Source organism: Arthrobacter sp. FW306-06-A, from assembly GCF_021870055.1.
Classification (GTDB): Bacteria; Actinomycetota; Actinomycetes; order Actinomycetales; family Micrococcaceae; genus Arthrobacter.
The window spans coordinates 628,388-651,538 of the sequence record NZ_CP084552.1 but is presented as its reverse complement, the minus strand read 5'-3'; the positions used below and the strand labels follow the sequence as shown (position 1 = coordinate 651,538).

Annotated in this window: 27 protein-coding genes and 3 tRNA genes; 11 read left to right on the top strand and 19 right to left on the bottom strand. The window is 65.5% G+C overall.

Annotated elements, in window-relative coordinates; all coding sequences use genetic code 11:
* The first annotated feature begins 44 nt into the window (after nt 1-44).
* The 4 genes from LFT49_RS03235 (at nt 45) to LFT49_RS03220 (ending at nt 2,681) form a co-directional block, all read left to right on the top strand.
* Nucleotides 45-1,253 (top strand): sensor histidine kinase, encoded by a 1,209-nt coding sequence (locus tag LFT49_RS03235; protein ID WP_237429729.1) that lies wholly within the window; start codon nt 45-47, stop codon nt 1,251-1,253.
* On the top strand, nt 1,250-1,876 hold the full coding sequence (locus LFT49_RS03230; RefSeq protein WP_237429728.1) for a response regulator: 627 nt from the start codon (nt 1,250-1,252) through the stop codon (nt 1,874-1,876). Before LFT49_RS03235 ends, LFT49_RS03230 begins: the two co-directional genes overlap by 4 nt.
* Before the next feature lie 133 nt (nt 1,877-2,009).
* The gene (locus LFT49_RS03225) at nt 2,010-2,213 is read left to right on the top strand and encodes a cold-shock protein (protein ID WP_009357211.1); all 204 of its coding nucleotides are present in this window, start codon (nt 2,010-2,012) and stop codon (nt 2,211-2,213) included.
* Nucleotides 2,214-2,345: 132 nt separating this feature from the next.
* Nucleotides 2,346-2,681, top strand: a complete 336-nt coding sequence (locus tag LFT49_RS03220; RefSeq protein ID WP_237429727.1) for a hypothetical protein — start codon at nt 2,346-2,348, stop codon at nt 2,679-2,681.
* A 31-nt stretch (nt 2,682-2,712) separates the two neighbouring features.
* Here the strand turns inward: LFT49_RS03220 and LFT49_RS03215 are convergent, their stop codons facing one another.
* The 5 genes from LFT49_RS03215 to LFT49_RS03195 form a co-directional block, all read right to left on the bottom strand.
* The gene (locus LFT49_RS03215; protein WP_237429726.1) at nt 2,713-3,705 is read right to left on the bottom strand and encodes an SDR family oxidoreductase; all 993 of its coding nucleotides are present in this window, start codon (nt 3,703-3,705) and stop codon (nt 2,713-2,715) included.
* 110 nt (nt 3,706-3,815) lie between these two features.
* A complete protein-coding gene (locus LFT49_RS03210) occupies nt 3,816-4,457 on the bottom strand; it encodes a DedA family protein (RefSeq protein WP_237429725.1) in 642 nt (213 codons plus the stop codon).
* Nucleotides 4,458-4,468: 11 nt separating this feature from the next.
* Nucleotides 4,469-5,245, bottom strand: a complete 777-nt coding sequence (locus tag LFT49_RS03205; RefSeq protein ID WP_236800882.1) for an enoyl-CoA hydratase — start codon at nt 5,243-5,245, stop codon at nt 4,469-4,471.
* Nucleotides 5,242-6,246 (bottom strand): 3-hydroxyisobutyrate dehydrogenase, encoded by a 1,005-nt coding sequence (gene mmsB, locus LFT49_RS03200; RefSeq protein ID WP_237429724.1) that lies wholly within the window; start codon nt 6,244-6,246, stop codon nt 5,242-5,244. Before mmsB ends, LFT49_RS03205 begins: the two co-directional genes overlap by 4 nt.
* A complete protein-coding gene (locus tag LFT49_RS03195; RefSeq protein ID WP_236800880.1) occupies nt 6,239-7,345 on the bottom strand; it encodes an enoyl-CoA hydratase/isomerase family protein in 1,107 nt (368 codons plus the stop codon). The genes mmsB and LFT49_RS03195 overlap by 8 nt, the downstream gene beginning before the upstream one ends.
* Before the next feature lie 162 nt (nt 7,346-7,507).
* Here LFT49_RS03195 and LFT49_RS03190 point away from each other — a divergent pair, with 162 nt between their 5' ends.
* Nucleotides 7,508-8,314, top strand: coding sequence for an exodeoxyribonuclease III (locus LFT49_RS03190; protein ID WP_237429723.1), 807 nt, complete (start codon nt 7,508-7,510; stop codon nt 8,312-8,314).
* 34 nt (nt 8,315-8,348) lie between these two features.
* A complete protein-coding gene (locus LFT49_RS03185; RefSeq protein ID WP_237429722.1) occupies nt 8,349-9,239 on the top strand; it encodes a hypothetical protein in 891 nt (296 codons plus the stop codon).
* Between the two features lie 48 nt (nt 9,240-9,287).
* Here LFT49_RS03185 and LFT49_RS03180 read toward each other — a convergent pair whose 3' ends face one another.
* From LFT49_RS03180 to LFT49_RS03160, 5 genes are all read right to left on the bottom strand, one after another.
* Nucleotides 9,288-10,343, bottom strand: a complete 1,056-nt coding sequence (locus LFT49_RS03180; RefSeq protein WP_236800877.1) for a LacI family DNA-binding transcriptional regulator — start codon at nt 10,341-10,343, stop codon at nt 9,288-9,290.
* 150 nt (nt 10,344-10,493) lie between these two features.
* The gene (locus tag LFT49_RS03175) at nt 10,494-10,742 is read right to left on the bottom strand and encodes a hypothetical protein (RefSeq protein ID WP_236800876.1); all 249 of its coding nucleotides are present in this window, start codon (nt 10,740-10,742) and stop codon (nt 10,494-10,496) included.
* A complete protein-coding gene (locus LFT49_RS03170; protein ID WP_237429721.1) occupies nt 10,739-11,638 on the bottom strand; it encodes a carbohydrate ABC transporter permease in 900 nt (299 codons plus the stop codon). Before LFT49_RS03170 ends, LFT49_RS03175 begins: the two co-directional genes overlap by 4 nt.
* Complete coding sequence (locus LFT49_RS03165; RefSeq protein WP_236800872.1) at nt 11,635-12,672, bottom strand: carbohydrate ABC transporter permease; 1,038 nt, start codon at nt 12,670-12,672, stop codon at nt 11,635-11,637. Before LFT49_RS03165 ends, LFT49_RS03170 begins: the two co-directional genes overlap by 4 nt.
* A 7-nt stretch (nt 12,673-12,679) precedes the next feature.
* A complete protein-coding gene (locus LFT49_RS03160; RefSeq protein WP_236800870.1) occupies nt 12,680-13,969 on the bottom strand; it encodes an ABC transporter substrate-binding protein in 1,290 nt (429 codons plus the stop codon).
* A gap of 140 nt (nt 13,970-14,109) precedes the next feature.
* Between LFT49_RS03160 and LFT49_RS03155 the strand changes: the two genes are divergently transcribed.
* Complete coding sequence (locus LFT49_RS03155) at nt 14,110-15,954, top strand: glycoside hydrolase family 13 protein (protein WP_237429720.1); 1,845 nt, start codon at nt 14,110-14,112, stop codon at nt 15,952-15,954.
* A gap of 52 nt (nt 15,955-16,006) precedes the next feature.
* Here LFT49_RS03155 and LFT49_RS03150 read toward each other — a convergent pair whose 3' ends face one another.
* The 8 genes from LFT49_RS03150 to LFT49_RS03115 all read right to left on the bottom strand — a co-directional run bounded on the left by LFT49_RS03150 (nt 16,007) and on the right by LFT49_RS03115 (nt 18,756).
* Complete coding sequence (locus tag LFT49_RS03150) at nt 16,007-16,618, bottom strand: hypothetical protein (protein ID WP_237429719.1); 612 nt, start codon at nt 16,616-16,618, stop codon at nt 16,007-16,009.
* Nucleotides 16,615-17,253 (bottom strand): hypothetical protein, encoded by a 639-nt coding sequence (locus LFT49_RS03145; RefSeq protein WP_237429718.1) that lies wholly within the window; start codon nt 17,251-17,253, stop codon nt 16,615-16,617. Before LFT49_RS03145 ends, LFT49_RS03150 begins: the two co-directional genes overlap by 4 nt.
* Nucleotides 17,250-17,645: a hypothetical protein gene (locus tag LFT49_RS03140; RefSeq protein WP_237429717.1), complete on the bottom strand. Its 396-nt coding sequence runs from the start codon at nt 17,643-17,645 to the stop codon at nt 17,250-17,252. Before LFT49_RS03140 ends, LFT49_RS03145 begins: the two co-directional genes overlap by 4 nt.
* Complete coding sequence (locus tag LFT49_RS03135) at nt 17,642-17,833, bottom strand: hypothetical protein (protein WP_236800865.1); 192 nt, start codon at nt 17,831-17,833, stop codon at nt 17,642-17,644. The genes LFT49_RS03140 and LFT49_RS03135 overlap by 4 nt, the downstream gene beginning before the upstream one ends.
* Nucleotides 17,830-18,279, bottom strand: a complete 450-nt coding sequence (locus tag LFT49_RS03130) for an Asp23/Gls24 family envelope stress response protein (RefSeq protein ID WP_236800864.1) — start codon at nt 18,277-18,279, stop codon at nt 17,830-17,832. The genes LFT49_RS03135 and LFT49_RS03130 overlap by 4 nt, the downstream gene beginning before the upstream one ends.
* A gap of 119 nt (nt 18,280-18,398) precedes the next feature.
* Nucleotides 18,399-18,471, bottom strand: a tRNA-Phe gene (locus LFT49_RS03125).
* 48 nt (nt 18,472-18,519) lie between these two features.
* A tRNA-Asp gene (locus LFT49_RS03120) sits at nt 18,520-18,593 on the bottom strand.
* Between the two features lie 90 nt (nt 18,594-18,683).
* A tRNA-Glu gene (locus LFT49_RS03115) sits at nt 18,684-18,756 on the bottom strand.
* Nucleotides 18,757-18,919: 163 nt separating this feature from the next.
* Here LFT49_RS03115 and LFT49_RS03110 point away from each other — a divergent pair.
* Entirely contained in the window at nt 18,920-19,936 is a 1,017-nt protein-coding gene (locus LFT49_RS03110; RefSeq protein WP_237429716.1) for a PHP domain-containing protein, read from the top strand.
* Nucleotides 19,937-20,028: 92 nt separating this feature from the next.
* Here LFT49_RS03110 and LFT49_RS03105 read toward each other — a convergent pair whose 3' ends face one another.
* Nucleotides 20,029-20,712, bottom strand: a complete 684-nt coding sequence (locus tag LFT49_RS03105) for a DsbA family protein (protein ID WP_237429715.1) — start codon at nt 20,710-20,712, stop codon at nt 20,029-20,031.
* Nucleotides 20,713-20,790: 78 nt separating this feature from the next.
* On the opposite strand from LFT49_RS03105, the gene LFT49_RS03100 reads away from it, so the two are divergent.
* Genes LFT49_RS03100 through LFT49_RS03090 form a run of 3 tightly spaced genes read left to right on the top strand, consistent with a single transcriptional unit; the run spans nt 20,791 to nt 23,140 of the window.
* The gene (locus LFT49_RS03100; protein WP_442863727.1) at nt 20,791-21,771 is read left to right on the top strand and encodes a DMT family transporter; all 981 of its coding nucleotides are present in this window, start codon (nt 20,791-20,793) and stop codon (nt 21,769-21,771) included.
* 9 nt (nt 21,772-21,780) lie between these two features.
* Complete coding sequence (locus tag LFT49_RS03095) at nt 21,781-22,209, top strand: metallopeptidase family protein (RefSeq protein ID WP_236800861.1); 429 nt, start codon at nt 21,781-21,783, stop codon at nt 22,207-22,209.
* 10 nt (nt 22,210-22,219) lie between these two features.
* Nucleotides 22,220-23,140, top strand: a complete 921-nt coding sequence (locus tag LFT49_RS03090; RefSeq protein WP_236821166.1) for a cation diffusion facilitator family transporter — start codon at nt 22,220-22,222, stop codon at nt 23,138-23,140.
* Nucleotides 23,141-23,151 lie beyond the last annotated feature (11 nt).

Here is a 23,151-nt window from a genome sequence, read left to right as displayed (position 1 = left end):
AGCATGGAGACAGCGTTCCCACCACGAAGAACAGGCGGCGTCCCATGCGCACCGGAGTTCCCACCGCCACGCCTGCTGATCACATCAGGCAGGGAGTCCGGCCCCACCCTGCCGCCGGCACCAGCCTGGGCAGCATCGGTACAGCGGTGCACCTCGGGTTCGCGGTGCTCCTGGTTGCATCACTGGTCCGGTACATCATGCGTCACAGCCCGGCGGATAACTTGCTGGTCCTGGGCCTGGCGGCCGCGGCAAGCCTGCTGTATGCCGCCGTCGCGGTCCTGGCCAGGCGGGGCAGGCCAGGGCTGCCGTGGATGTTCACCCTGGTGGCTGTATGGGCGGTGCTGGTGGTGGCGGCACCGAGCTTCGCCTGGTGCTCGTTCGCGCTCTTCTTTCTGTGCCGCAGCGCCCTTGCCGGAAGGGCGGCGTACATTGCGGCGGGGACGACGGCGGCTGCTACGGCGGCAGGCCTCTACAGGTTGAGCGGTGGCACCGATCTGGCGATGCTTCTGGGGCCGGTTGCGGTGGGCCTCATGCTGACACTGGTGTACGACCGTATCCAACACGATGCGGAGGAGCAGCGGCGCCTCAACGCCGAGGTTTCGCTCGCCCAGGACCAGCTGGCGGCCAGCGAGCGTCGGGCCGGCACCATGGCCGAGCGTGAGCGCGTGTCCCGGGAAATCCACGACACCGTCACCCAGGGCCTGGCCAGCAGCCTGCTCCTGCTCGAAGCGGCGGACCGTTCCTGGCCTGCCCCTGGCGCACAGGCGGATCTCAGACAGGCCACCGCCCTGCTGCGCATCAACCTGTCCGAGACCCGCAGCCTGGTGCACGACCTGGCCTCACCGGGAATTGACGCGACCCCCTTGCCGGACGCACTGTGCCTCGCCGCCCGGCAGTATGTGCCCGGAGCCACCCTGCTCGTGACGGGCGAGCCCCGGCAAGTTCCACCAGAGGTCCGCCACGCCTTGCTTCGGGTGGCGCAAAGCGCAGTGTCAAACATTGCGCTCCATGCGGACGCCAGGACAGCCGCGGTGACCGTGGGCTTCCTGCCGGACTCCGTCACTTTGGATATTTACGACGACGGCGCCGGCTTTGATCCGTCAGCGGCAACTCCGCCATCGAATGCAGGAGGGTACGGCCTGCGGGCCATGCGGCAGCGGGTAGAGCAGCTGGGTGGAAGCTTCTCGGTGCAAAGTGCCCCGGGCGAAGGAACCATAGTGGCGGCGCAACTGCCGGTGGAAGGAGGCAGATGAGCACCATCACGGTCCTGCTGGTGGACGACCATCTGGTGGTGAGGAGCGGCCTGCGCGCGCTGCTGTCCACCCAGCCCGACATCGAGGTGGTGGGTGAGGCTGCGTCCGGCGAGGCAGCCGTGCAGCTGGCCCAGATCCACTCCCCCGCCGTGGTGGTGATGGACCTGGCCATGGGGCCGGGCATGGACGGGCTCGAAGCGATCAGGCGGATCAGGGACCTTAACGGCCGGCAGGCCATCCTGGTGTTCACCACCTACGATTCCGACGCCGACATTGTCCGTGCAGTGGACGCCGGCGCGATGGGTTACCTGTTGAAGGATGCTGCCCCGGAAGAAATCTTCGCCGCCATTCGGGGCGCCGTCCAAGGCAAAAGCGTCATGAGCCCGCCGGTGGCATCCCGGTTGTTTCAGCAGCTCCGCAACCCGGACGAAGTCCTGACACCGCGCGAAGCCGAGCTGCTGAGCCTGCTCACCGAGGGGCTCAGCAACCGCGAACTGGGCCGCCGGCTTTTCATCTCCGAGGCCACGGTAAAAACCCATCTGGCACACATCTACGCCAAGCTTGGAGTTGATACCCGGGCGGCAGCCATTGCCACCGCAACCCGCCGCGAAGGCATGCGTTGAGGTGGCTTTATCGCGAATACCCTTGCACCCAGGCCCTCCGCCCCGTACGTTTGGGGACAGTGGGGGATTACCTCCCGCGCACTCCGGGACGATCCCCGGGGAGAGAATCAGAGTCACATGAAGGAATGCAGCCATGGCAACAGGCACAGTTAAATGGTTCAACGCCGAAAAGGGTTTTGGCTTCATTGCCCCCGATGACGGGTCCGCTGACGTTTTCGCCCACTACTCGGCAATCGCCACCAGCGGTTACCGCTCCCTGGACGAGAACCAGAAGGTCGAATTCGATGTGACCCAGGGCCCCAAGGGCCCGCAGGCAGAGAATATCCGCCCGCTCTAAGTCTTCGGCGGCCTCCGGCAGCTGCCGGGACCCCATTCAGCGGCCCCTCCACCCCAGGGTGGAGCGGCCGCTGTTTTCATGCACCGCCTTGGCTGCCCCCCCTCCGCTTCTACAGTTTGGGATAATGGGGGCATGACGGGACAGGACCAGGACCGGGATCCGTGGGAGGAGTTCGACTCCCTCGGACCTGCCGCGCCGGACCGCGTCCCCGGCCAGCCCGGCGGGGAGCCGCACGGGTTCGGGTTCCGGACCGGCGTACGCAGCGCGCGGGTTGCGGTCGGCTTCGCCGTTTACGCGCTCGCCCTGGGAACCATCCTGGCCTTGACCGGGTGCATAGTCTTCATCACCCGGCAGCAGTGGCTGCTGATGGGCCTCATGCTGCTGTTCGAGGCAATCTTTGTTTTTGCGTTCACGCGCCTGGTTGCCCAGGCCAGGCACCGTACACCCCGGGACCGGCACGCCAGGTGACTCCGCTGGCGCCTGCCGGCCATTGCAGGGTTCAGGCTGCGGGGTGCGTCAGCTGCCTCCGGCTCCAAAGCACGACGACGGCCCCCGCCACCGTGCCTGCGGCCACCATCCTGCGCCGCGCCGTCCGCCGCCTCCCCTGCCAGCCGCCGCTGACGGAAGCCTTGCGGCTGTGGCCTGACGGCTCGTGGAGGGTTCCCGTCGTGGCAGCTGCCGGCTTCTTCCGTGACAAGTGGGTCTTATCCACCTGCGCGGCCATGGCGGCTTCCACCTTGGCCGGCGTGAGCTTGTGCTGAAGGACCATCAGCCGTCCGGCGGGGCCCACCACTGCCTCGCGCCGGGGCTTGGCGGCCAGGCTGACGATGGTTCCTGCCACGCGTTCCGGGGTGTAGACCGGCGGCATCGCTACCACTTTCCGTCCGGTGTAGTTTGCCGCATGTTGGAAGAAGGGCGTGTCGATGGCCGCGGGCAGCACCGTGCAGACCTTCACTTTCCGCACTCCGTCCAGCCGCAGTTCGGACCGGATGCTGACGCTCAGGGCCCGCACCGCAGCTTTGGACATGGAGTACGCGGCCGTGTAGGGCTGGGATATCTCGCCCACGATGGATGCGACGTTGATCAGCACCCCTGATCCCTGTGCACGAAGCCGGGGCAGCGCGGCGCGGGCACCATGGATGTAGCCCCCGATGTTGACCTCCAGCACGCGCCTGATGTCTGCAAGAGGAATATCGGTGAGGCGGCCAAAAACTCCGACGGCGGCGTTGTTCACCCAGATGTCCAGCCGCCCAAACTCCTTCACGGCCCGGTCCGCAAGTGCTTCAACGCTTGCGGCGTCCGTGACATCCGTCGGGACGGCAATGGCCTTGCCTCCCCGCCTCCTCACCTCATGAGCCAGGCTTTCCAGGGCAGCGGCGCTCCGTGCGGCGAGGACCAGCCGGGCACCCTTGTCCGCGAAGGCCAGCGCCGTTGCACGGCCGATGCCGCTTGAGGCTCCGGTGATGACCACAACTGCCTTTTTGACCCGCATCCCGACTCCGTTCCGTGCCCCTGCAGGCACGGCCATCAACACTAAGTATGCTTACCAATGCGATGGTACCGAGAGGCCCCAGTCGCTGACAACCTTTCACGCGCCAGTTGTCAGCGCCTGGCCTTGGCGCGTTTGGTCCGCCGGACGACGAGTAGGACCACGGCAACGGCCAGCGCGGCGTAGACGGCGTAGTTGAGGTAGTGCGAGTACTCCTCGATGAGCCTGTACTGGGTGCCCAAAAGGTAGCCCAGGCCGATGAGGGCGCCGTTCCAGAGGCCGCTGCCGGCGAGGGTGAAGAGGCTGAAGGTTCCCACGGGCATGGCTGCCGCTCCCGCCGGCAGGGAAATAAGGCTGCGTACCCCGGGCAGCAGGCGGCCGAAGAAGATGGAGGACCTGCCGTGGCGGCGGAACCAGCCCGCCGCGTGCTCAAAGTCCTCCCGGTCCACGAGCGGCAGCTTGGACAACCACCGGATGGATCTGTCCAAACCCAGTTTGGCGCCCAGCCAGTAGAGCAATAATGCCCCCAGGTACGCACCAAGGGTGCTGGTGGCGAAGACGAGGAAGAGGTTCAGGGAGCCCTGCTTGGCGAGGTAGCCCGCCAACGGGAGTATCACCTCGCTGGGGATCGGCGGCACCACAGTCTCGGCGAGCGTAAAGGCGCCAACGCCCCACTCGCCCAGGGTATCAATGGCCCTCGCCGCAAAGCCCACGACTCCCGTAAGCCCCTCCGTGGGGCTGGCTGCACCGGTCATGGTTGTCCACACTACCGGTGCTTGAACTCGGGCTGGCGCTTCTCGGTGAACGCCGCCATGCCTTCCTTTTGGTCCTCGGTGGCGAACAGGGAATGGAAGAGCCGCCGTTCGAACTGGACTCCTTGGGCCAGGCCGGTTTCGAAGGCCGCATTGACGGCTTCCACGGCCGCCATCGCCGCGGGCTTGGATTTGCCGGCTATCACCCCGGCCACCGTGAGTGCCTCGGACACCACGTCCGCCGCCGGAACCACGCGCGACACCAGCCCGCACCGGTCCGCTTCCTCGGCGTCTATGAACCTGCCGGTGAGGATCATGTCCATGGCCTTGGCCTTGCCCACAGCCCGGGTGAGCCGCTGGGACCCGCCCATGCCCGGGAGGACGCCCAGGTTGATTTCGGGCTGCCCGAATTTCGCATTGTCGCCGGCAATGATGAGGTCGCACATCATGGCCAGTTCGCAGCCGCCGCCCAGGGCAAAGCCCGACACTGCGGCGATGGTGGGAATCCGCAGCCGGGCGAAGTCCTCCCAGCCCCGGAACCAGTCAGCCAGGTACATGTCCATGTAGCTCTGGTCCGCCATCTCCTTGATGTCGGCTCCCGCGGCGAAGGCCTTGCCCGAGCCCGTGATCACTACCGCCCCCACGCCGGGATCGGAGTCCATGGCGGTGACGGCTGCCACCAACTCTTCCATGGTGGCTTTGTTCAGCGCGTTCAGCGCGGAGGGCCTGTTGAGCGTCACCAGCCCTACCCTGCCTTGCTGCTCCACCAGGATGTTGGCGTACTCCGTCATTCGGGACTCCCGTCGTCGTGTGCTGTTGTACTGTGCCTGCCGGGCGACTCCCCGGGGGATTGCTCCCCGGCTACCGCGTCCAGGGCAGGCTTGCCGGATGCCCGGCGGATCTCGGTGATGATGGCGGAGAAGTCACGGCCTGCGCCGCCCTCCGCGGCAAACCTATCGTAGATATGGGCGGCGAGCGCCCCCATTTCCCCCGCCACCCCCGTGCCGTTAAGCGCGTTGACCGCGAGGTTCAGGTCCTTGGCCATCAGTGCTGAAGCAAAACCCGGCTGGTAGTCCCGGTTGGCAGGGCTGGCGGGAACCGGTCCCGGCACCGGGCAGTTGGTGGTCAGCGCCCAGCACTGGCCGGACGCCGCGGAAGCGACGTCGAACAGTGCCTGATGGGTCAGGCCCAGCTTCTCGCCGAGGACGAAGGCCTCACTGACCGCGATCATGGAGACGCCCAGGATCAGGTTGTTGCAGATTTTGGCGGCCTGGCCGGCGCCGTGTCCGCCGCAGTGCACCACCCGCTTGCCCATGACCTCCAGGAGCGGCCGCACGGACTCGAAGTCCGCGTCGTCCCCGCCGGCCATGAAGGTCAGGGTGCCGGCCTCGGCACCCACCACACCACCGGAAACGGGGGCGTCGACGGACCGGTGGCCTGCTTCGATAGCCAGGCGGGCAGCTTCGCGGGCCTCATCCACGTTGATGGTGGAGCAATCCAGGAACATGGTTCCCGGCTGTGCTGCTGCCAGCAGGCCAGGTCCCCCACTGGCGCCCCGGTAAGCGTCCAGGACGTGTCTGCCGCTGGGAAACATTGTCAGGACCACCTCGGCGCCGGCCAAGGCGTCAATGGCCGATCCTGCCACTGGAACGCCCTGGGCCTGCGCCGCTTCCAGTGCCGCCGGCACCACATCAAAGCCGGTCAACCGGTAACCGGCCCTGATCAGGTTTATGGCCATCGGGTTCCCCATGTGCCCCAGCCCCAGGAAAGCAACGCGGCGTGTGTCAGGCATGGTCCGTCGCCTTCACCTGCAGGTCCAGTTCCCCACCGTCCAGCGGTTGGAAGAACCGGTCCACATCCTGCGGAAGCACCTCGGCGAGGGTGGCCGGTTTCCACTGCGGGTTCCGGTCCTTGTCCACCACCTGGGCGCGGATTCCCTCACGGAAGTCTGGTCCTCCCAGAAAGCGGATTCCTACCCGGTACTCCTGGGCCAGCACTTCATCGAGGGTCAGGCTTGAAGCGCGGCGCAGGGACGCCAGGGTGACCTTGACCGACGTCGGCGATTTGGCCTCGATGGTGTCTGCAGCCGCCGTGGCATCGTCCTGCCCGGGCCCGGTCCACGCGCGGAGACGGGCGACAATGTCCCCGGCATCGTCCGAGTCGTAACAGGCATCAATCCATTCCCGCTGGCCGGCAAGCACCGAGGCAGGGGGTTGCCCGGCGTAACGTGCGACGGCGTCTTCCGGGCTTTCGGTTTCCAGCGCCGCCATCAGGCTGGGCACCGAGGATGACGGAACGTAGTGGTCTGCAAGGCCCAGGAACAGGGCATCTCCGGCTCCCAGGTGTGCGCCTGTGAGGGCCGCGTGGGTTCCCGTTTCTCCCGGTGCGTGGGAGAGCAGGAAGGTCCCGCCGACGTCGGGGGCAAACCCGATGGTGGTTTCCGGCATCCCCATCCTGGTCCGCTCCGTGACGACGCGGACGTTCCCGTGCGCCGAGACACCAACCCCGCCGCCGAGGACCAGGCCGTCCATCAGCGCAACGTATGGCTTGGGGTACCTGGAGATCAGGGAGTTCAGGCGGTACTCGGTTTGCCAGAAACCCGCCGTCGCGTTTCCACCTTGCAGCATGTCCTGGTAGATGGCCACGATGTCTCCGCCCGCGCACAGGCCCCGCTCCCCGGCGCCCTGCACCAGGACGGTGGCCACGCCGTCGTCCCCTGCCCAGGTGGTGAGTTGGCGCAGCAGCAGGTCCACCATTTCCGCGGTGAGCGCGTTGACCGCCCGGGGCCGGTTGAGGATTGCCACCCCCAGCCTGCCGCGCCGTTCAAAAAGTACGTCCGCTCCCCCGTTGCCTGCCGTGCTGTCCGTTGTATTCCCCGTGGCTGCCGTCATGGGCTGGGTGCTCCTTCGCATGGTGGCCGGATGAGTGATCCAAGTCATTCTGTTGGCGAATATACCCGCCCCTTCCGGTCCGTAACCAACCGTACGGGCACCATGGGGCGGGGCCGGCGAAGGCTTTACCCCGCGTGCAGCTGCCAAGGTAAGTTAGGAACCGTGAAGATAGCTACCTGGAATGTGAACTCGCTCCGTGCCCGCGCCGACCGCGTCGAAGCGTGGCTGCAGCGCAGCGACTGCGACGTCCTGGCCATCCAGGAGACCAAGTGCAAGGACGACAACTTCCCCTGGGAACTCTTTGAGCGAATGGGTTACGAGGTGGCCCACTTCGGCGTCAACCAGTGGAACGGCGTGGCCATCGCCTCCCGGGTGGGGCTTGAGGACGTGGAGCGGACATTCCTGGACCAACCGTCGTTCGGCAAGGCCGGCAAGGATCCCGTGCAGGAAGCCCGGGCCATGGCGGCCACGTGCGGCGGCATCCGCGTCTGGAGCCTTTACGTCCCCAACGGCCGCTCCCTGGACGATGAGCACATGCCGTACAAGCTGAAGTGGCTGGACAGCCTCAAGACCCACGCCCAGACCCTGATCACGGACGATCCCCAGGCTCAGGTGGCACTGATGGGCGACTGGAACATCGCACCCTTCGACGAAGACGTCTGGGACATCGACCTGTTTATCAACAACCGGTCCACCCACGTCAGCCCGCCCGAGCGGGAGGCATTCCACGCATTCGAAACCGCCGGCTACACGGACGTGGTGCGGCCCTACACCCCCGGCCCCGGCGTCTACACCTACTGGGACTACACCCAACTCCGGTTCCCCAAAAAGGAAGGCATGCGGATCGACTTCGTTCTGGCCTCCCCCGCCCTGGCAGCCCGCGTCACCGGCGCCTCAATCGACCGCGAGGAACGCAAGGGCAAGGGCGCTTCCGACCACGCGCCCGTGCTGGTGGAACTGGCGGACTGATGACCGTGGCCTGGACCCATGCAAGGAGACCGCAATGACGGGAAACCTCTACCGGGGCCAGGCCGGCCTGCCTTTCTCCTCCACCCTGCGCGTCTACGAACCCCTGGAAGCCTTTCCGGAGGAACAACGCCCGGCCATCGAGGCAGCCGGGGCGCAGGCAGTCTCGCGCGCCGCCGTCGAAAACGCTGAACTGCTGGCTTCGCTGGGACGCATCACCCGCTCCGGCGGGGACCCCTTCCCCACCGGACGCACCGACCTGGTCCGCGTCACCACGGCGCCGTCACCGGAAGGCGGAACGGCCGACGACGGCGCTGACGCCGGCTCGGAGCCGGTCCTGCTGTACTGTCCCAGCCAGTTGGTCCTGCGCGCCGGACTGGCAGCCAATGCCCTGATGGAAGGCATCCACGGTCCGTTGGCCGAGCTGCTGATCCCGGAGGAACAGCGGGACCGGCACCAGGAGCGGATCGATCTGGTGAAGGCCAGGGACGGTTCCGTCCGGGTGCACACGCGGGCGTCGACATGGGGCATCCCGTTCAGCTGGTTCTCACTGTTCGCTGAATCCGACCGCAAGGATGTGGTGGAAGCCGGCGGACGGATCCTCACCGTTCGGGTGTGGACGCCCATCACCGAAGCCCTGGAACGGGCCCGCTATGCCGTGGCCAACCTGGCCCTCGCCGCCCCGGACCTCGACATGCTTGACGACCTGGCCCAACTGACGGAATGGCTTGAGCTGTTCCACGTGAACTCCATGGTGGAGCTGGACTACGGCGCAGTGGCGGACAAGGTCTACCCGGACGAGTCCCCGATGGATATCAGGCTGGGCATCGAGTGCCTGGCGGAGGGTGACATGACCGGCGCTGCAGCGGCCTACCGGCGGCTTGCCTCGCGCTGGATCCCTATCCGGCAGCTGGCCCGCGCCTCATAACGGTTCCCTGGCTGTTAGAGGTGCAGTGCCCTTACAGGTAGTGGGCTGTTAGAGGTTTTGCGGCGGCGCCGTGGTGCGCCGGACAATCAGTTCATGGGGTGCCACCGCGGAGCGGACAGCTCCTGCCTGGCCATCCAGTTCGTCGAGCAGCATCTTGGTGGCCAGTTCGGCCTGCTCGTCCGGCCGTTGGCCCACGGTGGTGAGGCCCATGGCTTCTGCGAAGTCGTGGTTGTCGATACCCACCACTGACAGGTCGCCCGGAACACTGACGCCGGCGTGGTTGGCTTCGAAGATCACTCCCATGGCCATCTCGTCGGAAGCGCAAAAGATCGCCGTGGGCTTCTGCCCGGGCCGGGACCACAACCGGCGGAAGGCCTCCTGGCCGCTGCGGACGGTGAAGTCTCCCCATTCGTCCCATTCCGGCCGCGTCGGCAGGCCGGCCGCCGCCATGACGTCCTTGAACGCCAGGATGCGGACCCGGGGGACGTCGAAATTCAGGTCGGTCTCGTCGTCGCCATGCAGCAGGGCGATGTCCCGGTGCCCCAGGTCGATAAGGTGCCGGACGGCGGTGGAGGCAGCGGCGTAGTCATCGATGCCAATGTAGGGGCATTCCTCCACATGCCCTCCCACCACAACCAGCGGGATATCGATCTTCTGCAAGTGCTCGATCTCTTCATGGGTGAGCGCCATACAAAGGACCAGCAGGGCGTCAATCTGCTTGTAGACCATGGTCTTGCTGAACAGCCGCTCCCGGTTGCTGCCGTGGCCGCCGAGGTTGAACAGCGAGAGGTTGTAGTGGCGGGCATGGAGCTCACGGTCAGCGCCCTCGATGGCTTTCGAGAAGAACCAGCGGCTCACGAACGGGGCCAGGACGCCAATGGTCTTGGTCCGTCCGGTGGCCAGCCCCGAGGCTGAGGAGGATGCCACGTAGCCAAGATTCCCGGCCACTTCCAGGATCTTTTCCCGGGTGGCGGGCGAAACCCGCGGCAGTCCACGGACTGCGCGGGAGACGGTGGCTGTGGAGACTCCGGCGGCCGCCGCAACGTCCTCGATGCTGACGCCGTTATGGCCGCCCCGCTGGGACCTTTCCGTTGTCCGTGCCACCGTGTCCCCTCTGTAACTCCTTTTCGGCGTAGAGCCAGCCGGCCCTGCGTGTACCCTGGCCCTGTATTTTCCATTGCGCGGCCAGGGAATGAAAACTTAGACAGCGCAAATCCACGCAGTTGCCGCGAAGGCGGATGCGCGCGTCAACGCCTACCTGCGGGCCGGCAGCTTCCTGCGCAGCCGCACCATGCCATACAGCGCCAGCAGTGTTGCCAGCAGGCCCAGCGCCCAGCCAAGGGCCGGCTGGGCGGTAACTTCCATCCACACGGTGACCACCAGCAGGACCAGTGCCCAGAACGCGAGGAAGCCGATGATGATGTCGAAGTCCTCGCCCGATCGGACCAGCCGGCTGCGGTTTCCCGCCCCCGGAGTGCGGGGGCGGGAACCGTTGTCCGTCACTTGACTGCACCTGCCGTGAGGCCGGCGACAATCTTGCGCTGGAAGACCAGCACCAGGATCACCAGCGGGATGGTGACGATGGTGCCTGCGGCCATGATGGCCGTGTAGGGGATCTGGTTGGGCTGGGCGCCGGCGAAGTTGGCGATAGCCACCGTCACCGGTTGGGTTGCGTCACTGGACAGCTGGCTGGCGATCAGGAACTCGTTCCACGAGGAAATGAAGGCCAGGATTGCCGTGGTGAAGATAGCCGGTGCCGCCAAGGGCATGATGACCTTCCGGAAGGCCTGCCCCTGCGTGCAGCCGTCCACGCGGGCCGATTCTTCAAGCTCCCACGGCATTTCCCGGAAGAACGAGGTCATGGTGTAGACCGTCAGCGGGAGCACGAAGGAGATGTTCGGAATGATCAGCGCCTGGTACGTGCCCATCCAGCCGATGTTGGTGAACAGCTGGAAGAGCGGGGTGATCAGGGCAACGCCGGGGAACATGGAAGCCCCAAGGATGAACCCGAGCACCAGGATCTTGCCTCTGAAGTTCAGCCGGGCCAGCGCGTAGGCCGCGAACACACCGATCAACAGGGACACGATGGTCACCACGCCGCCGATAAACACACTGTTCAGCAGCGCTTGGCCAAACCGGTTCCCGAAGGACGTATCAAACGCCGTTTTGAAGTTGTCCAGGGTGACATGCGTGGGCAGGATCGAGGTGTCGTAGGTGAACCCCACATCGCGGAACGCCGTGACCACCATCCAGTACGCCGGAGCCAGGCACCAGAGCAGGATGATCGCTGCGCTGAGGTAGGTGCGTCCCTGGGCCCACTTCTCACGGTTCTGCGCAGCCTTGCGGCCCTTGTCCTGCCGGGCGCGCAGCGCTGAGGCGTCTGCTGTTGCCGTGGTCATTTCTTCCCCTTTCCTGTGGCGCCGCTCTGTTCAACCACGTTCGCCCCGAGGAAGCGAACGAAGATGAAGGCGACGAGGAAGATGATGATGAAGGTAATGGTGGACAGTGCAGCTGCCGAGTTGAAGCCTTGCCTGATCTGGTTAATCACCAGGATGGACAAGGTGGTCGTATTGTTCGCGCCGCCGGTGAGGATGTAGGGCAGGTCGAACATGCGCAGCGCATCCAAGGTACGGAACAGGATGGCCACCATCAGCGCCGGCTTTACCAGCGGCAGGGTGATCAGCCGGAACCGCTGCCAGGCAGTGGCGCCGTCCACTTTGGCGGCTTCATAGACTTCCGCCGGAATCATTTGGAGACCGGCGAGGATCAGCAGCGCCATGAACGGCGTGGTCTTCCAGACGTCCGCAATGATCACGGCCCATTTGGCCGGCCACTCGCTGCCCGTCCACAGGATGGTGGTGTTGAACAGCTTGTTGGCGATGCCTTCGAACGCGAAGATGAAGAACCAAAGCTTGGCCGTAACGGCGGTGGGGATGGCCCAGGGCACCAGGACGGCTGCACGGACCAGGCTGCGTCCGCGGAACGTCCGGGCCATGATCATGGCCATCCAGAAGCCCAGGACAGTCTCCAGTGCCACCGTCACTACCGTGAAGAAGAAGGTAGTGGCCGTGGCAGACCAGAACTGGCCGCCCAAGGTGCCGGGGGGACAGGCGACGGTTCCGCCGTTTGGTGCTGCACACTGCTGCGCCAGCCAGTTCACGTAGTTCTGGATGCCTGCCGGGCCGCCCTGGGTGAAGAGTCCGGTAGCGGGGTCCAGGCCGGCGTCCTTCTGGAAGGACATGACGATGGCGCTGATGATCGGGTAAACAATCACCACCGCGAGGGCCACGATGGTGGGGGCGAGCAGCCAGGAAGCCCAGCGCCCCTGGCTTGCGATCCTGTTGTCCTCCCCTACGCCTTTGGGGGCGTGATGGACGGGGGTACCGCCCGACGCCGGTGACTTGACCGGCGTCGGGCCTAGTTCGGTTGCCATGGCAGAACTACGATCCCGCACCAGCGGATTCGATGGACTTCTGCATGTCAGAGAGTGCGCTTTCCACTGACTTTTCTCCCTTGATTGCCGGGTATGCGTTGTCTTGGATTGCTTTGGTGACCGCCGGGTAGAACGGTGTTACGGGACGCGGCACGGCGTTCTCGATGGACGTCTTCAGGACCGGCAGGTAGGGCAGCTTGGCAACCAGTTCCTTGTCCTCATAGAGCGAACCAAGCACCGGAGCCAGCGAACCCTGGGTAGCGTAGAACTTCTCAGTTTCCTCGGAGGTCATGAACTTCAGGAAGTCCAGCGCGGTGGCCTTGTTCTTGGAGTAGACGCTGACGGCGAGGTTGTGTCCGCCAAGCGAGGAGGCACCGGGGCCGTCCTTGCCGGGCAGGGCGGCCAGGCCCGTCTTGTCCTTCACTGCGGACGAGCCTTCAGTGGTGATCAGGTTGAAGGCGTAGGGCCAGTTGCGCAGGAACAGGAGCTTTCCGCTCTGGAAGGCCTGCCGGCTGTCCTCTTCCTTGTAGGTGATGGCTTCCTTGGGGATGTTGCCATCGGCGTAGGCCTTCGCCAGGTTTTCCAGGCCGGCTTTGGCCTCGGGGGTGTTCAGGTTGGGCTTGCCATCCTTGTTGAGGACGGAGCCGCCGGCCGAGTTGATGGCCTCGGAGGCGTTTACGGTGAGACCCTCGTACTTGCTGAACTGGCCGGCGTAGCAGCCGATGTTGTTCTGCTTGGCGATGGAGCACATGCTCATCATCTCGTCCCACGTTTTGGGCGGGGTGGGAACGAGGTCCTTGCGGTAGTAGAGGATGCCACCGTCAGAGGTCTGCGGGGCAGCGTACAGGGTGCCCTTGTAGGTTCCGCTCTCCACGGTTGGCTTGAGCATGGCGCTGGTGTCAATCGCCATCTTGTCCTTCAGCGGCTGCAGCCAACCCTTGGCCGCAAACTCCGCGGTCCAGATAACATCCACATCCACAACGTCGTAGTCGGACTGCTTTGCCTGGAAGTGCTGGACGAGGTCGTCGTGCTGCTGGTCGGCCTGGTCGGTCTGTTCCTTGAACGTGACCTTTTCGTTCGGGTGCGCAGCGTTCCACTTATCGACCAAGGGACGGACCACGTTGCTGTTGTCCTTGCCCTGGACGTAGGTGATGGGCCCGCGGCCGTCGAGGTTGGCGTCAGCGTCACTGCCTCCACCGCCCGTGGTGCCCCCTCCACCTCCGCCGCCGCAGGCGGACAACGTAAGGGCCAGAATGCCGGCCGTGGCAGCCGGAAGCAGGAATCTCGGGGTTTTCATTAGCTTGAAGCTCCTCGCTGAGTGACAAGTAAGTCGACAGTGCGCTTGCTAGGTGAGGTTGATGTGGTGACAGTCACACTAGTAAGGTAGCTGTCGGGAATGCAAGCGTTTACATCAAAAAGTTATCAGAGGGGAACCAAATGCCAGACCCGACCGTTCCGGCACCCAGTCCAAGTCCCTCTGCCTGGTGGGCCGACGCAGTCGTGTACCAGATCTACCCCCGTTCCTTCGCAGACGGCAACGGCGATGGCATGGGAGACCTGCGCGGCGTCCTGGACCGGCTCCCCTACCTCGAACGGCTGGGTGTGGATGCTATCTGGCTGTCGCCGTTTTACAAATCACCGCAGGCCGACGGGGGATACGACGTAGCGGACTACCGTCAGGTCGACCCGCTTTTCGGGTCTCTGCCGGACTTCGACGCCATGTTGCAGGAGGCTCACCGCCGGGGCATGAAGGTCATTGTGGACCTGGTGCCCAACCACACTTCCGACGAACATGTCTGGTTCCGCGAGGCGCTGGCCGCAGCACCGGGCAGCCCCGAACGGAACAGGTACATTTTCAGGGACGGCAAGGACGAGGTGCCCGGATCCGGCGACGGCAGGCGGGCGCCCAACAACTGGAAGTCGGTGTTCGGCGGCCCGGCGTGGAGCCGGGTGGCCAACCCTGACGGGTCGCCGGGACAGTGGTACCTGCACCTTTTCGACACCAAGCAGCCGGACCTGAACTGGGACAACCCCGAAGTCCACGAGGAGATGCGTTCGGTGCTGCGGTTCTGGCTGGACCGGGGCGCCGACGGTTTCCGCGTGGACGTTGCCCACGGCCTGGTGAAGGAGGCGGGACTGCCCGACTGGGACGGAGTCGCTGCCATGGTGGAGGGAACGTCCGTTCCGCACCCTGAAAGCCACCTCCCAGGGGATGCACCCCATGCCCACACCGATGCCGAGGAACCGCACAGGGCAGTCTCCCCGATGTATCCGCCGTCGCCGTTCTTCGACCAGGACGGTGTGCACGCGATCTACCGCGACTGGAACCAGGTCCTGGCCGAATACGGCGGAAACCGGATGATGGTTGCCGAAGCATGGGTGGAACCGGCTGAGCGGCTGGCTCGCTACGTCCGGCCCGATGAGATGCAGCAGGCCTTCAACTTCGATTTCCTGCTGGCCGGCTGGGATGCCGAACGCATGGCTGACGCCATTGACGCCTCGCTGGCAGCGGCAGCATCAGTAGGTGCTCCCTGCACATGGGTGCTCAGCAACCACGACACGGTGCGTCATGCCACCCGGTTCGGGCTGACGGATCCCACCACTTTTCCAAAGGGCATTGGCCCTGACGACGAACAACCGGACGCATCCCTGGGCCTGGCCCGGGCCCGGGCCGCCACGCTGGTTGCACTGGCCCTGCCGGGTTCGGCCTACCTTTACCAAGGTGAGGAGCTGGGACTTCCGGAGCACACTACCCTCCCTGCGGAGGCCAGGCAGGACCCGACGTTCTTCCGGACCCACGGCGCAGAAATCGGGCGCGATGGTTGCCGGGTTCCGCTGCCGTGGGCAGGGGAAGAACCCGGTTATGGTTTTTCCCAAGGCGCTTCCGCAAAAGCGCCCGAACCGTGGCTCCCGCAGCCCGAAAGCTTCGGCCCCCTGGCCGCCGACAGACAGGACGGCGAGGACGGCTCAACGCTGGAGCTCTACCGCGCAGCGTTGGCGTTCAGGGCAGCCCAGCGCCTGGGCAGCGGCACCGTGGAGTGGACCGATGAACACTCGCCGGACACCGGGCTGCTGGCTTTCCGCAATGGGGAAACAGTGGTCTTGTCCAACATGAGCTTCGCCTCGGCCCCCGTGCCCGAAGGTTATGCCGTGGTCCTTTCCAGCGGTCCCGAACCCGCCGAAGAGTGGGCCGCCATCCAGGAAATCCCCGTGGACTGCACTGTTTATCTTCAAAGCAGGCAGCGCCTTGAAATCGGCCGGCATCTTCACGGCGGTCGGTAACCGGGAAGGGCGTGCAGTACCGGCAGCAGCGCCCGCCGGCACCAGGGGCAACCTAGCGGACGCGCTCGGCCCGGCTGAAGCGCGTCCGCGCCCCTGCCCCGATGTGGATGAGGACCGGCACCTCCTTGCCCACAACGGACTCCAGCGCGTGCACGAGTCCTGACACCTCGGCCGCGAGCAGATGCGGTGCGACACCCTGGCGCGGAAGAAGACGGACCTTCAATGCGGGCGAGCCCTTCACGTCATAGGCAGTGACCGTGGCACCGGCCAAGTCCGGCCTCCCCTCCAAAGCCTGCTTCAGCGCCTGTTCCGCTACCCCGCCGCCGATGCGGACGTCGCCGGGGGTGTCACCGGGATCGTATTCGGCTGCGAGGAGGTTTGACCGGCCTTTTCCTTGCTGGGCGATCCAGGCCACCATGAGGCCCATCAGCGCCAGCAGCGCCAGTGCCACGACAATCCACAACCAGCTTTCCGACCGGCCCGGGAACCGCGTGGACTCGAAAAGCCGGGTGATCCCGCCCCAGACCCCGCCGGACCAGGCGTGCCACCAGGAAGCAACGGGAGGAACGGCCGTCAGCAGCACCAACAGGATCCCTGCTCCAAGCAGGGCCAGGCCCAGCACAGTGAGCAGGATGCGGTTGAGCAGTGCCGGGGTGCTGTTCATGCCCCAACCACCCCGGAAGTGGTGACGTTGACGCGGGGAACGGGAGCAGGTTCCAGCAGCATCTGGTCCAGCTCGTCGCGGACGGCGTCCAATACCCTGTCCTGGTCCACGGGGATTCCTGACGTGGGACGCACGTTGACCAGCACCTGTCGCTGGGAAACAACCACCATGACCTGTTCAGGCGTGACGTTGGCGGCCAGGCGCGCGCGGCGGGCAAGCGAGGATGCAATGACCTCGTCATCCACCACCACGGCCGGGAGGCCCTCGCCGGGTGCACCGGCCAGCAGGTGGCGGGCGCGTTTTCCTGGGAGGACCCCATTAAGGAAGAAGATCAGGCCCAGCATGGCAAGGACGGCGCCAATCGCTGACAGCAGCAGCGGGGAGATCCCGGCCGGAAGGTCCACGATGCGCTGGGCGGCAACCTGCGGCTCAATGAGCCAGGCGGGCTGGCCCACGGCGTGGACCCCGGATTCCAGCACGCCGTAGGCGGCCAAAATTAGGACGAGGGCAGCGGCGGCAATGGACACGGAGGCACGGGAGGAGTGGGTCTCACGGTAAAGGACCCTGCGCATGAGGGTCCCGGTGCTCCCCTGGGTCTCCTCAGCCGCCCCGCGGTCTTCCACGCTGCTGCTCACCGCACCCGCCCTCCTGCGCTGGTCCTTGCTGTGCTGATCCTTGCCCCGCTGATGCGGATATCCACGCGGCTCAACCGGGAACCGCTCAGTTCGGAGACTGTTGCCAGGATGGTTGCCTTGGCCCTGACGGTGCGGTCCCAGACGGACCCGCCGGCCGCCTGCACCCGTGCCGGCTCCAGCACCACGGACTGCAAAGGCGGGATGCTGATGGGGGCAACGAGGGATAAAGCCAGCAGGCCGTCGTCGTCCGTCCAATCCGCCCGAACATCCTGGGCGTCGACGCCCAAGGCCTGCGCCGCCGCCACCCTGGCAAGGCTGGTCAATGCCTGGGTGCTGATCCGGTTATGGCCGCCGAGCGCCTGCCCAGGCATAACGGGTGCGGGTGTTGTCATGAGGAGGAACGCCGGCCGGTGATGGCATCTAAGACGCCGCGCAGGTCCAGTTTCCCTTCCGCAGCCCGGCCCAGGAGCGCTCCGATGGCCATGAAGAGCAAGGAGACAAGGAAGCCCCACAGCCCGAACTGCAGGGACATGAAAGCCACGAAGGCGCCCATCGCCACGCCTGCCACCGTGAGGCTCACAGCAGTGCCTCCCGTTCGGCCGTGGCGGGCGGGGTGGTTTTGACGGGCGGGGGCACGTAGACGTCCGCTATTTCCACGTTAACCTCGATGACCTGCAGGCCCACGAGTTCCTCGACGGCGCGGTAGACAGCGGCGCGGACCGCATTGGCCAGTGAGTGCAGGGGTGTTCCATAGCTTGCCACCAGGGTGATGTCCACTGCTACCTGGGTTTCGCCCACTTCAGCCCGGACACCGGCGGCGTGGTCGGAGCTTCCGACGGCGTCGCGGATGGCGCCCAGGGCGCGGGACGGACCCGACCCAAGGGAATAGACGCCCGGAACTGCCCGCGCGGCGATTCCTGCGACCTTGGCCACCGCAGTCTCGGAGATGACGGTCCGTCCGGGGCCCGGGGCCGGGCTTGCGGCGGGACGGCTTGGCACCACGGGTTGTGGGTTCTGGTATTCCATCAGGCACTCCCCCTTCTGTTGCTTCCACCCTATCCCCAGCCTGTGACACTGCGCTGGAAGAGACATCAGGGGTTAAAGCAGAAAAGCACCAGTTCCGAAGAACTGATGCTTCCCAGTCGTGGCTCCGACCGGCGTCGATCCGGTGACCTTTCGATTTTCAGTCGAACGCTCTACCAACTGAGCTACAGAGCCTAGGTGACTAGTCACCATGACAGCCGGAATCTCTTCCAACAATCAGAGCGACCCTGACGGGACTTGAACCCGCGACCTCCGCCGTGACAGGGCGGCGCGCTAACCAACTGCGCTACAGGGCCTTGCGTTTCTTGCTTCGCAGTATCTCTACCGCTTTTTTCAAGGCTTCCAGCCTACCAGACTTTTTTAGCCTGCTTGACCAGTTCCTTGAGTACCCCCAACGGGATTCGAACCCGTGCCGCCGCCGTGAAAGGGCGGTGTCCTAGGCCGCTAGACGATGGGGGCCAGAACCTGTCCGGAGCAAAATAAAAGGCGTCAAGCGGGGCTTTCCGTCTTTGTCCTTTGCGTTCTCCGAACGGGACTCCACAACTATAGGGGGTAACCGGGAATATTCCAAAATTGGCGCAAGACCCCACTTTTCCAGCGCCTTACGGGTAAAGATGGACGGATGGATGCCGTCGCAGCGCTCAACGAGATTGCTTTCTGGCTGGAGCGCGGACGCGCCGCCACCTTCAAGGTCCAGGCCTTCCGCAAGGCGGCAGCTGCCATCAACCCCCTTGGCCCTGACGAAGTGGCATTGCGGGCCCGCACCGGCCGGCTCAAGTCCATGAAGGGAATCGGCGACCGGACCTACGCTGTCATCCGGGAGGCCGTGGACGGGCAAGTGCCCGGCTACCTGGCAGACCTCAGGGAGAAGGGCACCCAGCCGTTGGCATCCGGTGGGGCAGACCTCCGGGCGGCGCTCCGTGGCGACCTGCACAGCCACAGCGAATGGTCCGACGGCGGCTCCCCCATTGAGTTGATGGTGGCTGCTGCGGAGGTGCTGGGCAGGGAGTACCTGGCCCTGACCGACCACTCCCCCAACCTCACCATCGCCAATGGACTGTCGGCCGAGCGCCTGGTGAACCAACTGGACGTAGTGGCCGGCATCAACAGCAACGGCGGGGCCACCCGGCTCCTGACCGGGATCGAAGTGGACATCCTGGAGTCCGGCGAGCTCGATCAGGAGCCGGAACTGCTGGACCGCCTGGACATCGTGGTGGCCAGCGTACACTCAAAGCTGCGCGCCGACCGGAAAACCATGACCACCCGGATGCTCGGCGGCATCCAGGACCCGCAGACCAACATCCTGGGCCACTGCACCGGGCGGCTCGTCGAGGGCTCGCGCGGAACCCGGCCGCCGTCGGACTTCGACGCCAAGGAAGTGTTCGCAGCGTGCGCGGAACACGACGTGGCCGTCGAGATCAATTCCCGCCCGGAGCGGCAGGACCCACCGGACGCCCTGATCCAGTTGGCGCTGGAGGCAGGCTGCCTGTTCTCCATCGACAGCGATGCCCATGCGCCGGGGCAACTGGACTTCCTGCAGTACGGCGCGGAGCGGGCAGCCCGCAACAACGTGCCGCCCGAACGGATCATCACCACCTGGCCGGTGGATAAGCTGCTCGCCTGGGCTGGCGGACAGTAGGGACGGCAAAAGTAGTCGCTGGGGAAAGAAGGGGTCGGCGTAAATACAGGGCGGCCTTCCCGCCACGGCAGCACCAGCCCGCTGCAGCTCCGTTATTTGGCGGCGTCGGCCAGCTTCTGCCGGAAATCCGCTTTGGTGCTTAGCGTCAGCTTCTCCCCGTTGAGGAAGAAGGTGGGCGTGCCGTTGACACCAAGGGCATTGCCGTCGGCGATATCGGCCAGGATGCGGTCTTCGGTTTCGGGGTTGGCGACGGCGGCATCGAACTCCGCGATGTTGAGCCCCAACTCCTGCGCGTAGGTGCGGAACAGGGGCGCCTGGGATTGTTGGTTTCCGGCCCATTGGGACTGGTGTTCGAACAGCTTGTTTGCCATCTGCCGGTACTGGCCCTGTTGTGCGGCCGCCTCCACAGCAAGCGCTGCCTGGCCGGAGTTGGGGTGGGCGGACAGCGGAAAGTACCTGTTGACGAACGTGATCCTGTCCCCGAACTCCGCTTTGAGCTCCTCCACAAAGGGGTGCACGGCCCCGCAGGAGGGGCACTCGAAGTCGAGGAATTCCACCAGCTCCGCCTTTTCTTCGGGGGGTGCGGTGAGCCGGTGGCTGTCCGCGCGCACGAGTTGTTCCTGGCCCGCTGCCGGGGATGCGGACTGCGGGGGCTTGGTGGCAGTGAAAAGGGCATACCAGGCCACCCCGCCCAAGACGATGACAGCCATTGCGATCCAGATGACTCTCCGGATAAGGCGCGGAGTATCACGGGCGGGAACCTGGGGGGAGAGCATAGTCCGCATCCTAGCCGAGGGCACCGACGTGGCCGATTCCCGCCAGTCCGACGCCGGCATCCGCCGTAGATTTATCTCATGCCTTCCACCAGTCCCGCGCGTCAACCTTTTCCTCCGCAAGCTCCAGCTGCTGCTCCCGTCAAGGCACTGGGCGTGGCGGCCATGGTGGTCACCGTGGTCCTGTGGGCCTCGGCGTTCGTGGGCATCCGGGCCATCGGCCCGCACTTCTCCCCCGGCTCCCTGACACTGGGCAGGCTGGCGATTGCCGCCGTCGTCCTGGCTTTCCTGGTGGTGCCACAACTGCTCAAGAGCCGGCTGTTGCCCCAGGGCCGCGAATGGCTGCCCATCCTCGCCTACGGGGTGATGTGGTTCGGCGGGTACAACGTGGCATTGAACGCAGCGGAGCACATCCTGGATGCCGGCACCAGCGCCTTGCTGATCAACGTCAACCCCATCCTGGTGGCCATCATGGCGGGCATCTTCCTCAAGGAAGGCTTTCCGCGCTGGCTGCTGATCGGCAGCACGGTGGCGTTTTCCGGGGTCGCGTTGATCGCCTTTGGCTCGGGCCGGCCGCGCGTACCTGGGGAAAGTTCGACGGCGGACCTGGCGGGTGTGGCGCTTTGCCTCCTTGCAGCGGTGCTCGCCGCGGTCAGCGTCATCATCCAAAAACCGGTGGTGCGGAAATTCCCCGCGGCCCAGGCCACGTGGTTCGGCATCGTGGTGGGAGCCCTGTGCTGCCTGCCCTTTGCAGGGCAGCTGGTGTCCGAAGTGCAGGCCGCCCCGCCGCAGGCCACGCTGGGGCTGGTGTACCTGGGCGTTTTCCCGACCGCCATCGCCTTCACCACCTGGGCTTACGCGTTGTCGCTGGTGGATGCCGGGAAACTCGCCGCCACCACCTACATGGTCCCCGGCACTACCGTCCTCATCTCCTGGCTGCTCCTGGGCGAGATCCCCACCGCATGGGGGCTGGTGGGCGGGCTGGTGTGCCTGGTGGGAGTGGGGCTGACCCGGCGCAGGACGCCGGCGGACCGCATCCGGCATCAACGCTTCCAGCGGTAGGGTCTGGGCATGACAGCCAACCTGCCGCCGGGCCTGCCGATCGTTCCCGACGGAGGGCATGAGCCTTCCGGTTTCACTATGTCCCCCGACGACTTCGAGGCCGCTGTCCAGGACGCCCTCGACAGCATTCCGGAGCGGCTGGCCCGCGCCATGGACAACGTTGCGGTCTTCATTGACGACGATTACGTGCCCGGGCCCGGGGAAGACCCGGACACCGTGCTGCTGGGACTGTACGAAGGGGTTCCGCTGACGGAGCGCGATTCGTGGTGGGACGCCGGTTCCCTCCCGGACCGGATCACGATCTTCCGCGAACCCATCCTGGAAATCTGCGCCTCCCGGGACGACGTAATCCACGAAGTTGCCGTGACCGTAGTCCACGAAATAGCGCACCACTTCGGGATCTCCGATGACCGGCTGCACGAACTGGGCTGGGGCTAGCCTTGTAATCATGGGACATGACCACAGTCACAGCCACGGGATCACCGGCACCGGGCGGCACCGGAAGCGGCTTGTGGCCGTCCTGGGGATCACCCTTGGCGTGGTGGCCATCCAGATCGTGGGTTCCATTCTCTCCGGGTCGCTTTCCCTCCTGGCGGACGCCGGACATATGCTCTCCGACGCGGCCGGCGTCACCATCGCCCTGCTGGCTGCGTGGATCGCGGGCCGCCCCGCAAGCGATCAGCGGACCTATGGCTTCCAGCGCGCGGAGGTTCTCGCGGCACTGGCCAATGCGCTGATCCTGATCGTGATTTCCGTTGTCATTTTCACCGAAGCCATCAGGCGGTTCGGCGCACCCCCGGAAGTGCGGACGGACATCATGCTGTTTGCCGCCATCCTCGGCGCCGTCGCCAACCTGGTATCGCTGCTGGTCCTGCGAACGGCGCAGGAGGAGAGCCTGAACATCCGCGGCGCCTACCTGGAGGTGCTGGGCGACCTCCTGGGCTCGGTGGCCGTAATCATCGCAGCGGTGGTGATCATGCTGACCGGCTTCCAGGCAGCGGACACCATTGCCTCCGTCCTGATCGCGCTGATGATCCTCCCGCGGGCTTGGAGCCTGCTGCGCGACGTGGTGGACGTCCTCCTGGAAGCCAGCCCCAAAGGAGTGGAGGTCCAGATGATCCGGGAACACATCCTTTCCGTGGCGGGTGTGACGGACGTGCACGACATCCATATCTGGACCATCACGTCAGGCGTACCGGTGTTCTCCGCCCACGTGGTGGTGGAGGACGGAGTACTCAACGCCCGGGGCGCCGACCAGCTGCTGGACAAGCTCATCACCTGCCTGGGCTCGCACTTTGATACCGACCACTGCACCTTCCAACTGGAGCCCGCCAGTCACTCAGAACATGAGGAACGCCAACACGCCTGATCCGACACACC

Coding starts and splice junctions, on each gene's coding strand:
- LFT49_RS03235 (WP_237429729.1), top strand. CDS start 45: ATGCGCACCGGAGTTCCCACCGCCACGCCTGCTGATCACATCAGGCAG.
- LFT49_RS03230 (WP_237429728.1), top strand. CDS start 1,250: ATGAGCACCATCACGGTCCTGCTGGTGGACGACCATCTGGTGGTGAGG.
- LFT49_RS03225 (WP_009357211.1), top strand. CDS start 2,010: ATGGCAACAGGCACAGTTAAATGGTTCAACGCCGAAAAGGGTTTTGGC.
- LFT49_RS03220 (WP_237429727.1), top strand. CDS start 2,346: ATGACGGGACAGGACCAGGACCGGGATCCGTGGGAGGAGTTCGACTCC.
- LFT49_RS03215 (WP_237429726.1), bottom strand. CDS start 3,705: ATGCGGGTCAAAAAGGCAGTTGTGGTCATCACCGGAGCCTCAAGCGGC.
- LFT49_RS03210 (WP_237429725.1), bottom strand. CDS start 4,457: ATGACCGGTGCAGCCAGCCCCACGGAGGGGCTTACGGGAGTCGTGGGC.
- LFT49_RS03205 (WP_236800882.1), bottom strand. CDS start 5,245: ATGACGGAGTACGCCAACATCCTGGTGGAGCAGCAAGGCAGGGTAGGG.
- mmsB (WP_237429724.1), bottom strand. CDS start 6,246: ATGCCTGACACACGCCGCGTTGCTTTCCTGGGGCTGGGGCACATGGGG.
- LFT49_RS03195 (WP_236800880.1), bottom strand. CDS start 7,345: ATGACGGCAGCCACGGGGAATACAACGGACAGCACGGCAGGCAACGGG.
- LFT49_RS03185 (WP_237429722.1), top strand. CDS start 8,349: ATGACGGGAAACCTCTACCGGGGCCAGGCCGGCCTGCCTTTCTCCTCC.
- LFT49_RS03170 (WP_237429721.1), bottom strand. CDS start 11,638: ATGACCACGGCAACAGCAGACGCCTCAGCGCTGCGCGCCCGGCAGGAC.
- LFT49_RS03165 (WP_236800872.1), bottom strand. CDS start 12,672: ATGGCAACCGAACTAGGCCCGACGCCGGTCAAGTCACCGGCGTCGGGC.
- LFT49_RS03160 (WP_236800870.1), bottom strand. CDS start 13,969: ATGAAAACCCCGAGATTCCTGCTTCCGGCTGCCACGGCCGGCATTCTG.
- LFT49_RS03155 (WP_237429720.1), top strand. CDS start 14,110: ATGCCAGACCCGACCGTTCCGGCACCCAGTCCAAGTCCCTCTGCCTGG.
- LFT49_RS03150 (WP_237429719.1), bottom strand. CDS start 16,618: ATGAACAGCACCCCGGCACTGCTCAACCGCATCCTGCTCACTGTGCTG.
- LFT49_RS03140 (WP_237429717.1), bottom strand. CDS start 17,645: ATGACAACACCCGCACCCGTTATGCCTGGGCAGGCGCTCGGCGGCCAT.
- LFT49_RS03130 (WP_236800864.1), bottom strand. CDS start 18,279: ATGGAATACCAGAACCCACAACCCGTGGTGCCAAGCCGTCCCGCCGCA.
- LFT49_RS03110 (WP_237429716.1), top strand. CDS start 18,920: ATGGATGCCGTCGCAGCGCTCAACGAGATTGCTTTCTGGCTGGAGCGC.
- LFT49_RS03105 (WP_237429715.1), bottom strand. CDS start 20,712: ATGCTCTCCCCCCAGGTTCCCGCCCGTGATACTCCGCGCCTTATCCGG.
- LFT49_RS03100 (WP_442863727.1), top strand. CDS start 20,791: ATGCCTTCCACCAGTCCCGCGCGTCAACCTTTTCCTCCGCAAGCTCCA.
- LFT49_RS03095 (WP_236800861.1), top strand. CDS start 21,781: ATGACAGCCAACCTGCCGCCGGGCCTGCCGATCGTTCCCGACGGAGGG.
- LFT49_RS03090 (WP_236821166.1), top strand. CDS start 22,220: ATGGGACATGACCACAGTCACAGCCACGGGATCACCGGCACCGGGCGG.